This window comes from Variovorax sp. OV700 (assembly GCF_900099805.1).
Taxonomy (GTDB): domain Bacteria; phylum Pseudomonadota; class Gammaproteobacteria; order Burkholderiales; family Burkholderiaceae_C; genus Variovorax.
Genome location: NZ_FNDR01000009.1, coordinates 156,469 through 170,030 on the forward strand (window position 1 = coordinate 156,469; position 13,562 = coordinate 170,030).

10 protein-coding genes are annotated in these 13,562 nt (G+C 68.4%); 6 read left to right on the forward strand and 4 right to left on the reverse strand.

The window, feature by feature from the left end:
* Positions 1-15: 15 nt before the first annotated feature.
* From BLR24_RS21015 to BLR24_RS21030, 4 genes are read left to right on the forward strand one after another with little or no spacing between them, the layout of a single operon-like run.
* Positions 16-4,230: a YhdP family protein gene (locus BLR24_RS21015; protein WP_254787482.1), complete on the forward strand. Its 4,215-nt coding sequence runs from the start codon at positions 16-18 to the stop codon at positions 4,228-4,230.
* The gene (locus tag BLR24_RS21020; RefSeq protein ID WP_093020432.1) at positions 4,227-5,042 is read left to right on the forward strand and encodes a carbon-nitrogen hydrolase family protein; all 816 of its coding nucleotides are present in this window, start codon (positions 4,227-4,229) and stop codon (positions 5,040-5,042) included. Before BLR24_RS21015 ends, BLR24_RS21020 begins: the two co-directional genes overlap by 4 nt.
* A gap of 2 nt (positions 5,043-5,044) precedes the next feature.
* Complete coding sequence (locus BLR24_RS21025) at positions 5,045-7,093, forward strand: two-component system sensor histidine kinase NtrB (RefSeq protein ID WP_093020434.1); 2,049 nt, start codon at positions 5,045-5,047, stop codon at positions 7,091-7,093.
* A gap of 37 nt (positions 7,094-7,130) precedes the next feature.
* Complete coding sequence (locus BLR24_RS21030; protein WP_093020436.1) at positions 7,131-7,757, forward strand: response regulator transcription factor; 627 nt, start codon at positions 7,131-7,133, stop codon at positions 7,755-7,757.
* A gap of 4 nt (positions 7,758-7,761) precedes the next feature.
* On the opposite strand, the gene BLR24_RS21035 is transcribed toward BLR24_RS21030, so the two are convergent.
* From BLR24_RS21035 to BLR24_RS30775, 3 genes are all read right to left on the reverse strand, one after another.
* A complete protein-coding gene (locus BLR24_RS21035; RefSeq protein WP_093020437.1) occupies positions 7,762-8,325 on the reverse strand; it encodes an OmpA family protein in 564 nt (187 codons plus the stop codon).
* Positions 8,326-8,432: 107 nt separating this feature from the next.
* Complete coding sequence (locus BLR24_RS21040) at positions 8,433-9,092, reverse strand: YiaD family glycine zipper/OmpA-like lipoprotein (RefSeq protein WP_093020439.1); 660 nt, start codon at positions 9,090-9,092, stop codon at positions 8,433-8,435.
* 195 nt (positions 9,093-9,287) lie between these two features.
* Positions 9,288-9,452: a hypothetical protein gene (locus BLR24_RS30775; protein WP_175543321.1), complete on the reverse strand. Its 165-nt coding sequence runs from the start codon at positions 9,450-9,452 to the stop codon at positions 9,288-9,290.
* On the opposite strand from BLR24_RS30775, the gene BLR24_RS21045 reads away from it, so the two are divergent.
* Complete coding sequence (locus BLR24_RS21045; protein WP_093020441.1) at positions 9,451-10,599, forward strand: murein transglycosylase A; 1,149 nt, start codon at positions 9,451-9,453, stop codon at positions 10,597-10,599. The genes BLR24_RS30775 and BLR24_RS21045 overlap by 2 nt on opposite strands.
* A gap of 135 nt (positions 10,600-10,734) precedes the next feature.
* Positions 10,735-13,002: a PhoX family protein gene (locus BLR24_RS21050; RefSeq protein ID WP_093020443.1), complete on the forward strand. Its 2,268-nt coding sequence runs from the start codon at positions 10,735-10,737 to the stop codon at positions 13,000-13,002.
* A gap of 45 nt (positions 13,003-13,047) precedes the next feature.
* On the opposite strand, the gene BLR24_RS21055 is transcribed toward BLR24_RS21050, so the two are convergent.
* Entirely contained in the window at positions 13,048-13,512 is a 465-nt protein-coding gene (locus BLR24_RS21055) for an Lrp/AsnC family transcriptional regulator (protein ID WP_093020445.1), read from the reverse strand.
* Between the last annotated feature and the right edge of the window lie 50 nt (positions 13,513-13,562).

A 13,562-nucleotide genomic window follows, 5' to 3' on the forward strand; every position in this document is an offset into this window, starting at 1 on the left:
ACAGCGCGATCCTCAATGAACGACACGGCGTCTTCCCCTTCACGTCTGCTCAAGATCACCGCTGCGACGGCGCGCTGGCTGTTGGGTCTACTGATCGCTGCATGGCTTCTGCTGGCACTGTCAGTGGTTGTCCTACACGCGTGGATTGTGCCGCGAATCGGCGATTACCGTGGTGCGCTCGAGGCGCAAGCCAGCAAGGCCATCGGGGTACCTGTGCGCATCGGGTCGATCACCGCTCGTTCGGACAGCCTCTTTCCCGTCTTCGAACTGCGCGATGTGGTCCTGCAGGATGCCCAGAAGCGAGAAGCCCTGCGCCTTGTGCGGGTGGTGGCGAGCGTCTCGCCGCGTTCTTTGTGGCGCCTCAACTTCGAGCAGCTCTACATCGAGGGGCCGCAGGTCGACGTGCGCCGCGACGTGCTCGGCAAGCTGCACGTGGCCGGCCTCCACATGGACACCGACACCACCGGAGAGACCCGCGCCGCCGACTGGTTTTTTGCCCAGCGCGAGCTGGTCGTCGAAGGCGGCACCGTGCGCTGGACCGACGAGCAGCGCCAGGCCGAGCCCCTGCTGCTGAGCGACGTGCGCTTCGTGGCGCGCAATACCGCCCGGCGCCATGGCCTCAGGCTCGACGCCACGCCGCCGGCCGGATGGGGCGAGCGCTTCACCCTGCGCGGCCAGTTCCGCCAGCCGCTGCTGTCGGTGCGTTCCGGCCGCTGGCAGACGTGGGACGGCCAGATCTACGCCGACTTGCCCTACATGGACGTCACCCGCCTCGGCCGCTACGTTTCCATCGACGCGCGCATCCGCGAAGGCAGCGGTGCGCTGCGCCTGTGGGCCGACATGAAGAAAGGGCAGATCGTGGGCGGCGCGGCGGACCTGGGCCTCAACCGCATCGACGCCTCGCTCGGTCGCGGCCTCCAGCCGCTGGTGATGCGTTCGGTGACCGGCCGGCTCGCGGGCCAGCTGAACGAAGAAACCTTCGAGTTCTCGACCGCCGCGCTGCAGTTCGACACCGCCGACGGCATGCGCTGGCCCGGCGGCAACCTGTGGCTGCAGCACTCGCCCGCGCAGGGCCGCACGCCCGAGCACGGCGCATTGCGTGCCGACCGGCTCGACCTGGCGGCGCTGGCCCTGATTGCCGATCGCCTGCCGCTGGGCGATGCCACGCATCGCGTGCTCGATGCCTATGCGCCGCGCGGGCTGGTCGAGCGCATCGACATGAATTGGCAGGGGTCGCTGGGCGCGCCCGAGCGCTACCAGGCCAAGGGGCGGGTCAGCGGCCTGCGTGTCGCCTCGCAGCCCGGGGCGCCCCAAACCGCCACAACCGCGCCCGCCGCACCCGCTGCCGGCAACACCGCGGGCAGCACGGCCTCGGCCCCACAACGCCCGCATGCCGGCTCGCCCGGCGTGAGCGGCGCCACGGTCGAGTTCGAGGCCACCCACGCCGGCGGCACCGCGGCACTGACCATGGCCAAGGGCACGCTCGAATTTCCGGGCGTGTTCGAAGAGCCGGTGATTCCGATCGACCGGCTCGCCGCCCAGCTCCAGTGGAAGCTCGACAAGGGCAACGCGCAGCTCCAGGTCTCCAAGCTGCGCTTCGCCAACACCGACGCCGAGGGCGAGGCCGAAGCCAGCTGGCGCACCAGCGACCCGGCCGTATCGTCCGGGCGCGCGCGCTACCCCGGCGTGCTCGACCTGCAGGGCAAGCTGACGCGCGCCGACGGCACGCGCGTGTTTCGCTACCTGCCGCTTGAAATTCCCCAGCACACGCGCGACTACGTCCGCAATGCGGTCACCAAGGGCACGGCCAGCAGTGTCGATTTCCGCGTGCGCGGCGACCTGCACGACATGCCCTTCATGGACCCCAGGAAGGGCGAGTTCCGCATCGTGGCCAAGGTGGCCGACGTGAACTACGCCTACGTCCCACCCACGTCGGCCATTGCCGCGTCGACCGCGTCGAAGGCTGCGGCCTCCGCAACGCGCGCCGGCACGCCCGCGCCGGTCTGGCCGGCGCTCACCGGGCTCTCGGGCGAACTGGTGTTCGAGCGCGCGGGCATGCTGGTGCGCAATGCGCGCGGGCGGCTGGTCGGTGCATCCGGCATCGAGGTGACCAAGGCGGAAGCCCAGATTGCCGACATGTCGCACCACGCCTCGCTGCTGCGCGTCGATGCACAGGCCAAGGGGCCGCTCGGCGAACTGCTGCGCGTGGGCGCCCCGCTGGCCGGCGAGACCGGCGAGCTGCTGTCCCGCGCACGCGCCACCGGCGTGGCTGACTACCGCCTGCACCTCGAACTGCCGCTCGCCGCGATGGACGCGGCCAAGGTCCAGGCCAGCATTGTGCTGTCCGACAACGAACTGCAGTTCGTGCCCGAAGCGCCGTCGTTCACGCAGGCCAAGGGCACGGTCAGCTTCACCGAAACAGGTTTTTCGCTGGCCGGCGTCCAGGCCAGGCTGCTGGGCGGCGACATCCGCCTCGAGGGCCGCGGCCGCTTCGCCGGTGCCAACCGCGAAGTGGCGCTGAAGGCGCAAGGCACCGCCACGGCCGAGGGCCTGCGCAGTGCGCGCGAGGCCGAGTGGCTCACCCGGATCGCGGCCAAGGCCAGCGGCAGCACGCCCTACGCGGCCTCCTTCTCGATGCGCGACGGCGCACCCGAGTTTTCTCTCACCAGCACGCTGCAGGGCCTGGCCTTGCAGTTGCCAGCGCCCTTGGTGAAGACGGCCGACGAGCAGATGCCGCTGCGCATCGAGAAGAAGGTGTTGCAGCGCGAAACCCGCGCGGGTGTTGCCGTCGCGGTGCAGGACCAGCTCTCGCTGGAACTCGGACGCATTGGCGCGGTCCAGTATGTGCGCGACATCTCGGGCGCCGATGCGCGAGTGCTGCGCGGAAGCGTCGCCATCGGCCTCGCCGCGGGCGAAACCGCCAGCGTGCCAGATAGAGGCGTGACGGCCAACGTCAACATCGCCAAGCTCGACATGCCCGCATGGCAAGCCCTGGTGGGCGACACCGGCACGGGCGCTGGTGCGGCCGAGGCGCCGGGCGGCGGTGAACGGCCCGAGGACGCGGCCATGAGCTACGTGCCCACGCGCATCGCGGTGCGCGCGCAGCAGCTCGGCATTGCGGGCCGCACGCTGCACAACGTGGTGCTCGGCGGCACGCGCGAAGGCACGCTCTGGCGCGCCAACATCGACGCCACAGAACTCAGCGGCTATGCCGAGTACCGCCACGCCCAGGCCGGCCGGCTCTATGCGCGGCTCGCGCGGCTCAAGATTGCGCCGGCCGAGGCCACGCAGGTCGAAGCGCTGCTCGACGAGGAGCCGGGCACGCTGCCCGCGCTCGACATCGTCGTCGATGATTTCGAGCTGCTGGGCAAGCGCCTGGGCCGCGCCGAGATCGACGCCGTCAACCGCGGCGGCGCAGGCCGCGAATGGCTGCTGAACAAACTGAGCTTCACCATGCCCGAGGCGAACTTCACCGCCAAGGGCACCTGGGCCGCGAGCTCGGTCACCACGCCCGGGCGGTCCGAGCGACGCCGCACGGCAATGACCTTCACGCTCGACATCGCGGACGCCGGCAACCTGCTCACGCGCTTCGGCATGCCCGGGGTGCTGCGGCGCGGCAGCGGGCGGCTCGAGGGCGACGTCCATTGGCGCGGCTCACCGTTCTCGCTCGACTACCCGAGCCTGGGCGGCCAGATCCAGGTCAACGTCGAATCGGGCCAGTTCCTCAAGGCCGACCCCGGCCTTGCCAAGCTGCTCGGCGTGCTGAGCCTGCAGGCGCTGCCGCGCCGGCTCACGCTGGATTTCCGCGACGTGTTCAGCCAGGGCTTCGCCTTCGACTTCATCCGCGGCGACGCGAAAATCACCAACGGCATCGCGAGTACCAACAACCTGCAGATGAAGGGCGTCAACGCCGCCGCGCTGATGGACGGCTCGGCCGACATCGTGCGTGAGACCCAAGACCTGCGCGTGGTGGTGGTGCCCGAAATCAACGCCGGCACCGCCGCGCTGGTGGCCACCGCCATCAATCCCGCGATCGGCCTGGGCACCTTCCTCGCGCAGTGGGTGCTGAGCAAGCCGCTCGCCACAGCCGCCACGCAGGAGTTCCACATCGAAGGCACCTGGGCCGACCCAAAGATCGCCAAGGTGCCACGATCCATCGTGCCGAACGCCTCGGCCCTTCCCGCGCCGCCCGCGGGCGGCGCAGGCAAGAAAACGGAGACCACGCAATGAAAGTCGCAGCCATCCAGATGGTGTCGGCCATCGCTCGCGAAGCCAACCTCGCGCGCGCCCACGGCCTGCTCGCCCAAGCCGCTGAGGCCGGCGCCGAGCTGGCGGTGCTGCCCGAGTATTTCTGCATGATGGGTGCGCGCGACACCGACAAGCTGGGCCTGCGCGAAACCGCCGGCGCCGGCGCCGTGCAGGGCTTTCTTGCGGATGCGGCGCGCGAGTTCGGGCTCTGGATCGTCGGCGGCACGCTGCCCATCGAGACCACCGATGCCGAGCACGTGTTCAACAGCTCGCTGTGCTATTCGCCCGATGGCCAGTGCGTGGCGCGCTACGACAAGATCCACCTGTTCTATTTCGACAACGGCACCGAGCGCTACGACGAGCGACGCGTGATCGCACCGGGCGCCACGCCCGTGGTGTTCGACCTGCCCTCGCGCGACGGACACCGCTGGCGCGTGGGCATGAGCGTCTGCTACGACCTGCGCTTTCCCGAGCTCTACCGCGCGCTTGCCAGGCAAGGCGCCGAGCTGCTGCTGGTGCCCAGTGCCTTCACCCGCACCACGGGCGCCGCGCACTGGGAGGTGCTGCTGCGTGCCCGCGCCATCGAAAACCTGGCCTGGGTCGTGGCGCCCGCGCAGGGCGGCACGCACGAGAACGGCCGCCAGACCTGGGGCCAGTCGATGGTGGTGGACCCCTGGGGCACGGTGGTGGCGCAGCAGGCCAGCGACGAAGGCATGGTGCTGTTCGACATCGATGCCGGGCAGATCGAGCGCATGCGCGCCCAGCTGCCGGTTCTCTCGCACTGCGTGCTCTAGCGATGGAGGATGCCTTGCGAGTCGCACCGCCGCGGTGGGCGCTGTCCGCCTTCGCGCGCCTGCGTTCGCTCTGGCAGCGCTGGTTTCTCTGGCTGATCCTGGCCGTCCTGGTGTCGGCCTTGCTGATCACCGTGGTGTGGCTCGCGGGGCGGCACGAGATCGAGCAGGTGCAGGCGACACTCGACCGCGACACCGCCGACGCGGTTTCCGACCTGCGCAACGGCCTGCAGCGCAATGCCCAGAGCCTGCGCGCCACGCAAGCCTCCGGCCTGGACCGCACGCACTGGCCCGAAGCTGCGGCAAGCCTGCTGCGCGAGCACCGCGAATGGCTCCGGCTCGAGTGGCGCGACGCCGCGCTGCGTCCGCTGGAGGCCGTCAACACGCCCTACCGCATGCGCCTGATCGGCGAGGAGAGCCGCGGGCCCGACCAGTCGGACGTGGCGCTGGCCTGCGCGGCCGCGCGCAAGCTCGGTGCGCCGGCCTATTCGCCGAGCCACTACGTGCCGATCCTGGGCGGGGGCGGCGTCGAGGTGATGGAGCTTTGCGTGCCCATCGATACGGGCGGCTTCCTCGTGGCCAGTTACTCGCTGCGCGACACGCTCATCGAACTTGTCGGCCCCACGCTCACGCGCGGGCAGGAGGTGGCATTCACCGAGGCCGACGGCACGCGCCTGGTGGCGCTCGGCACCTCGCGCCGGACGGGGACGCGCGTCTTCACCTCGCAGCAGCTGATCGACCTGCCCGGTGCCGCGCTGATGCTGCGCGTCGACGGCTGGCGTGCCGCGCCCGATCTTTTCCCCAACGTGCTCACCGCGCTGGTCACGGCCATTTCCATCGCGCTGGTGTCCGTGCTGGTGCTGCTGGCGCGCGACACGCGCCGCCGGCTGCGCGCGGAGCGCGACTTGGCCGATGCGCTCGCTTTCCGCAAGGCGATGGAAGATTCGGTCATCACCGGCCTGCGCGCGCGCGACCTGCAGGGGCGCATCACCTACGTGAATCCCGCGTTCTGCGAAATGGTCGGCTTCAGCCCCGAAGAGCTGATGGCCGGTAGCGGCGAATCGATCGAGGCCCCCTACTGGCCGACCGAGCTGGCGCACGAATACCAGCAGCGGCAGGCCCGGCGCCTGGCTGGCGGCATGCCGCCGCGTGAAGGCTTCGAGTCGGTCTTCATGCGCAAGGATGGCACGCGCTTCCCGGTGCTCATCTTCGAAGCGCCTCTGATCAATGCGCAGCGCGTGCAAACCGGCTGGATGAGCGCCTTCATCGACGTCAGCGAGCAGCGCCGCGTCGAAGAACTCTCGCGGGCCAGCCAGGAGCGCCTGCAAGCCAGCGCGCGGCTCGCCACCGTCGGCGAAATGGCCTCGCTGCTGAGCCATGAGCTCACGCAGCCGCTGGCCGCCATTGCCAGCTATGCGACCGGGTCGCTCAACATGCTGGGCCCGCACGCCAAGGGCGAGCAGGCCGAGGTGGCCATGGCGGTGCGTCGCATTGCCGAGCAGGCCGACCGTGCCGGCCAGGTGATCCGCAGCGTGCATGACTTCGTGCGGCGGCGCGACCGCACGCGAGAGGCCGTGGCGCCGCAGGCGCTGATCGACGCGGTGCTGCCGCTGGTGCGGCTGCAGGCGCGCAAGCTCGGCGTGAGCATCGAGGTGGCGCTCGAAGACGGTTTGCCCAAGGCCATGTGCGACCGCACGCTGGTCGAACAGGTGTTGCTGAACCTGGCGCGCAACGGAATGCAGGCGATGGACACCGCGGACAGTGCCACGGGGCGGATCCTGCGTCTGCGCGTGGCGCGCGTCGTGGCCGTCGGCGGCCCGGGCGCGGAAGACGCGCGGCGCTGGCTCGAATTTTCGGTGGCCGACTTCGGCAGCGGCATCAGTGAAGAGGTGGCGAGCCGCCTCTTCACGCCTTTTTTCACCACGCGGGCCGATGGCATGGGGCTCGGCCTCAGCCTGTGCCGCACGGTGGTGGAGCAGCATGGCGGCGTGCTCATGTTCGAGCCCAACAGTCCCCGGGGCACCGTGTTCCGGTTTACCCTGCCGAGTACATGACTCACCGCCAGGCTTCGCGCTCGTTTTTGGAATCGATATGCAACCGCTGATCGACGGTCTCATCTTCATCGTGGACGATGACGCCAGCGTGCGTGAAGCGCTGGCTTGGCTGCTGCGCTCGCGCCGCCTCGAAAGCGAACACTTCGCGAGCGCCGAGGCTTTCGAGCAGCGTCTGGCCGAAGGTCCGCTGCCCGAGCAGCCGCTGTGCCTGCTGCTGGACGTGCGGATGCCCGGCACCAGCGGCCTGGTGCTGTTCGACCGGCTCGCGGAACGCGGCGTGCTGGACGCCATGCCGGTAATTTTTCTCACCGGCCACGCCGACGTTCCGACCGCAGTGGACGCGGTGAAGCGCGGGGCCTTCGATTTTTGCGAGAAGCCGTTCTCCGACAACGCACTGGTCGACCGCATCGAGCAAGCGCTGGGTGCCTCGCTCCGGGCGCTGAAAGTACAGCGCGCGCGCAAGAGTCTGGCCGGCCGCGTGGCCGAACTGACCGAGCGCGAGCGCGACGTCATGCGGCTCGTGGTCGAGGGATTGCCCAACAAGCTGATTGCCGATCAGCTCGCGATCAGCGTGCGCACGGTGGAGGTCCACCGCGCGCGCGTGTTCGACAAGATGGAAGTGAAATCGGCGGTCGAGTTGGCCAACCGCCTGAGAGATCTCTAGGAGATCAGACCTTTTCCGCGACGAAGATCTCGACGCGGCGGTTTTGCGCACGGCCGGCCGGCGTGCCGTTGTCGGCCAAGGGTTCGCGCGAGCCGCGGCCGTCGGTGGTGATGGCGGTCGTCGAGACGCCACGGCCCACCAAGTGGTTGCGCACGCTGTCGGCGCGGCTCACCGAGAGGCGCTCGTTGCCTTCTTCGCTGCCGGTGTTGTCGGTGTGGCCCACCACGCGCACGCTGGCGGCCATGGCGCTGCGCAGGCCTTCGGCCACCTTGTCCAGTACCTGGGCGAGGTTGCGCTTCACGTTGGCACGGCCCACGTCGAACGACAGTTCATTGGGAATCACGAGATGCAGCTGGTTGTCCGTGGTCTGCTCGATCACCACGCCCGTGCCCTTGGTCGAGTTTTCGAGCTCGGTCTTGAGCGAGGCCAGGCGCGCGGTCCAGCTGTTGGCTGGTGCGGCCGTCTGTGCAGCCGGCGCGGCGGCCGACCCCGGCGCGTTGGATTGCGAGGCGCACCCCACAACGAACAATGCGGCCGCAGCCGCACCCGAAACAACAAACTTCCTCATGAGTTTTCCCTCTGAATTGACATTGAAACGATGGCGATGAGCGCCGGCCGCTCCCGCCCGGCCGGCTTGTTCTTTTTTGATTTGTCTTTTTATCTGTCGATGTCCGGTCAGCCTCGTGGCGCGCGCTCGCCCACGTAGATTTCGACGCGGCGGTTCTGCGCCCGGCCGCCGTCGCTGTTGTTGTCGGCGATCGGTTCGTGCGAGCCGCGGCCTTCGATGCGGAAGGCTGCTGCACTCACGCCGCGCGCCACCAGATAGTCGCGCGTGCTCGCGGCGCGGTCGACCGACAGCGGGTTGTTGATGGCGTCCGAGCCGGTGCTGTCGGTGTGGCCGATGATGCGCACCTCGGCATTCGGGTTGTTGCGCAGGCCGCTCGCGAACTGGTCGAGCACCGGCGCGAAGTTGGACTTGATGTTCGAACGGCCCACGTCGAAGGACACGTCGCTCGGGATCTGGAGCTTGAGTTCGTTGTTCGGGGTTTGCGTCACGGCCACGCCGGTGCCCTGGGTGGCGGCTTCCATCTGGCGCTTCTGGTTTTCCATGCGCTGCGACCACAGGTAGCCACCAAGCGCGCCAGCCGCGGCCCCGACCACGGCACCGGTGCCGATGGCGCCGCGGTTGCCGCCGGTGGCGGACCCAATGGCTGCGCCGCCCAGTGCGCCGATGCCGGCGCCGATGCCGGTGTTGCGCTGGGTGTCGGTCATGCCGCCGGCACATCCGGACAGGACGAGAGCGGCGGCGGTGGTAGCGAGTACGAACTTTTTCATTGCAATCCCTTTCAAGGTTGAATCAGGCGGGACAGCTTAGCGTCGGCAAGCTCGCGATGGTACGGCTTTCCTGCTGTGGAGGAAAGAGGTAAACCTTCTGCAAAGCCGCGTGAATACTGCGATGATTGCTACTAAAGTAATAGCTGATAGCCTGTTTTCCGACACTCCGCGCCGACTTTGGGCTACGCAAGGAATTCACGGTTTTGGCGGCGGATTCTTTTCGGCGGAGCGGTTGTCGTCATCGGCAGCCTCGTCCTCATCGTGCAGCTCACCCTTCTTCCGACCCGAAAACATGGTCCACCAGACGATCAATATGAATACGAGCCCGGCCCCGAGGGCTTCAAGCAAAATCAAACCCATGAGAAATGGACTCCAGTGGCTGGTTGGGCTCGCGATCGTAGCAACGCTGGCCGGCTGCTCGGTCGGGCCGCGCGCGCCCGACACCCCGGTGCGGCCCGCCGCCACGCCCCCGCGCGACCTCGGTCCGCTGACCGGCTCGCTCGCGCATCCCAAGAGCCGATGGGTGCCGGTGGGGTGGTCGGAACTGCCGGGTTTCGGTGACGATCCGCTGCACGAAGCCTGGATTGCGCTGCTCGCCAACTGCGCCCGGCCCAACGCCGCCTTTGCGCCGCTGTGCCGCGAGGTGCGCCAGCTGGCCATTGCCACGCCGGAGGAACAGCGGCAGTGGATGACGGAGAGGCTCCAGCCCTACCGGATCGAGTCGCTGGCGGGCTCGAGCGAGGGCAAGCTCACGAGCTACTACGAGCCGGTGTACGAGGCTTCGCGCGTGCCCACGGCCACCTTCAGCGTTCCGATCTACCAGGCGCCGGAGGGCCTGGTGCCGCGCCGCGCCTGGTACACCCGGCAAGAGATCGATACCCTGCCCGAGGCGCAGGCCGCGCTGCGCGGCCGCGAGATCGCGTGGATGGCCGACCCTATCGACGCGCTGATGCTGCACATCCAGGGCTCCGGGCGGCTTCGCATCACCGAGGCCAACGGCGTGCAGCGCACCGTGCGCGTGGCGTTCTCGGCCACCAACGAGCAGCCCTACAAAAGCGTGCAGCAATGGCTGATCTCGCAGGGCGTGGCCAAGGTCGGCAAGTGGCCCGACGACACCAAGGCCTGGGCGGCGCAGAACCCGCAGCGCGTGTCGCAGCTGCTGTGGAGCAACCCGCGCTACGTGTTCTTCCGCGAAGAGACCATGAGCGAGGTTGATGCCGCCTTTGGCCCGCGCGGCGCGCAAGGCGTGCCGCTGACGGCTGGGCGCTCCATCGCTGTCGACCGCGAAAGCATTCCGTACGGCACGCCGGTGTGGCTCGCCTCGAGCGGGCCCGCGGCGCAATTGCAGAAGCTGGTGGTGGCGCAGGACACCGGCAGCGCCATTCTCGGTGCTGTGCGTGCCGACTACTTCGCCGGCACCGGCGCCGACGCCGGCCGTCTCGCCGCCAGCATGAACCAGTCCCTGCGCCTCTGGGCTCTCTGGCCAAGGCAGCTGCCCGCGCCCTGAAGGGCGCGCGGTGTTCTCGAAGATTGGGGGCGAGCTAATTCTGACCAGAAGCTGAGCGTTTCACGCGGGTGTCATGCGAAGTACCTACCTTCGCGGGTTGATTTCTTGTTGTTCAACCCACGAAAGACATTGCGCATGACAGCAATCTCCCGCAGCGACGATCCTTCGATCGATCTCGACGACATCGGCACCAACCCCACGGCGAACCCGTCCTTCAATGACCTGGTCGCGGCGCGCTTGAGCCGCCGCCAGCTTTTCGGCCTGGGTGTGGGTACGGCCAGCACGGCGCTGCTGCAGGCCTGCGGCGGCGGGGGTGGAGGCGGCGCCGCCTTCCCCGTGCTGCCCCCCGCACCGGCTCCCGCTCCACCGGCCCCGCCGCCGCCCGCGCCCGCACCGGCTCCGGCTCCGACACCCCTGAAGCTCAACTTCAGTGCCGTGGCCAAGAGCCTGGACGACGTGGTGAGCGTGCCTGCGGGCTACACCGCCAGCGTGCTCTATCGGCTGGGCGATCCGATTGCGGCCGGCGTGCCGGCCTATGCCAACGACGGCACCGATGCACCCGCCACCTATGACCGCCGCGCCGGCGATCATCACGACGGCATGACCTTCTTCGGCATGGGCGCTTCGAACAAGTGGGATCCGGCCAACGCCGCGCGCGGCCTGCTCACGATGAACCACGAAGCCATCACGCCGCTCTTCCTGCATCCCACCGGCCAGACCATCGTCGGCACGGGCAATACGGCGGTCCGCACCGTGGCTGACGAAGTGCTGCGCGAGTTCTACCTGCACGGCGTGAGCGTGATCGAGGTCAACAAGAGCGGCAACAGCTGGAGCTACAAGCAGGATTCGAGCTTCAACCGCCGCGTCCACACGCTCACCGAAATGACGTTCTCGGGACCGGCCGCCAAGACCGACTACCTGAAGACCAAGTACTCGACGGACGGCAGCAAGACCCGCGGCACGCTCAACAACTGCGCCAACGGCACCACGCCCTGGGGCACCTACCTGACCTGCGAAGAGAACTGGGCCGGCTACTTCCGCCGCATTGCCGCCACCGACAACCCCAACCGCACCGCCAAGGAAATCACCTCGTTCACCCGCTACGGCGTTGCGAGCACCGGCCGCGAACTGTGGGCCACCGTCACGCCCGACACGGCCGACAACATCTACGGCCGCTGGAACACGCAGGTGGTCGGCGCCACCGCCACCGACGACTTCCGCAACGGCTCCAATACCTACGGCTGGGTGGTCGAGATCGATCCCTTCAACCCGACCAGCACGCCCAAGAAGCGCACCGCGCTCGGCCGCTTCGGCCACGAAGGCGCCTGCCTCGGCCCGGTCGTGGTCGGCAAGCCGCTGGTCTGGTACATGGGCGACGACTCGCGCAACGAGTACATCTACAAGTTCGTCTCGACCAAGGCCTGGGACGCGGCCGACATCGGCGGCGGCATTGCGGCCGGCGACAAGTACATGGACGACGGCAAGCTCTACGTCGCGCGCTTCAACGCCGACGGCAGCGGCAACTGGCTCGAACTTTCCCTGGGCGTGAACGGCATCACTTCCGGCAACCCGACCTACCCCTTTGCTGACGCGGCCGATGTCGTGGTCAACGTGCGCCTTGCGGCCGACGTTGCCGGCGCGACCAAGATGGACCGCCCCGAGTGGACCGCAGTCAACCCGAAGACGGGCGAGGTGTACGTCACGCTCACCAACACCAACGCCGCCTCGCGCCCCATCACCGCGACCGACGGTGCCAACCCGCGCTACTACAACGACCCCAAGGGGCTGTCCGCTACCGCGCAGACCGGCAACCCGAACGGCCACATCGTGCGCTTTGCGGACGACGGCGCCAACCCTGCCGCGCTCACCTTCAAGTGGGACGTGTACCTGTTCGGCGCGCGTTCCACGGCCTCGGCCGACATCAACGTGTCGCAACTGAGCGCCGACAACGACTTCTCCAGCCCCGACGGCATGTGGTTCAGCCACGCCAGCGCCGGCCTTCTCTGGCTGGAGACGGACGACGGCGCCTACACCGACGTGACCAACTGTATGCTGCTGGCCGCGTTGCCGGGCAAGCTGGGTGACGGTGGCGCGAAGACGATCACCAACGTCGACGGCGCCACCACCCGCACGCAGGCCACCTTCGTTGGCAAGGCGCCCGGCGCCGACGGACTTCGCCGCTTCCTCGTCGGGCCGAAGGACTGCGAAATCACCGGCATCGCCGAATCGGGCGACGGGCGCGCGCTGTTCGTCAACATCCAGCACCCGGGCGAAACGACCGCTGTGGCAAACATCAGCGACCCGACCAAGTTCGGCAGCCACTGGCCGCAGGGCGGCAGCGCCCGTCCGCGCTCGGCCACGGTCGTCATCACCAAGGATGACGGCGGGCTAATCGGTCTCTAAGGAAAAGCAGCTGCGCGTAAGTCCTCCCGGATTGCTCCGGGAGACTTAGCGCGGCAGCGGCAGCGCCGTCTTGTACCTGACCTGCTTGAGCGCAAAGCTCGAGCGGATTTTCTCGATGCCCGGAATCGGCGTGAGCTGTTCCAGGATGAATTTCTCCAGCGCCGCCATGTCGGCCACGGCGATGCGGATCAGGTAGTCGCTGTCGCCCGTCATCAGGTAGCACTCCATCACCTCGTCGTGCTCGGCAATGCGCTCTTCGAAATCGGCGAGCGACTGCTTGCTTTGCGTGGTGAGGCTGATCGAGATGAACACGTTGAGCCCCAAGCCCAGCGCCTTCGCGCTCGCAAGCGCCACATAACGGTCGATCACGCCATTCGCCTCGAGCATCTTCACGCGCGCGAGGCACGGCGAGGGCGAGAGGTGCACGCGGCGCGCCAGCTCCACGTTCGACAGCGCGCCGTCGCGCTGCAGTTCGTCGAGAATGCGCAGGTCGATGGCGTCGAGTTGCATGAAATGCCGCAAAATCTAAAGTGACCGGAATTTTATGCTGCGAAGACCGC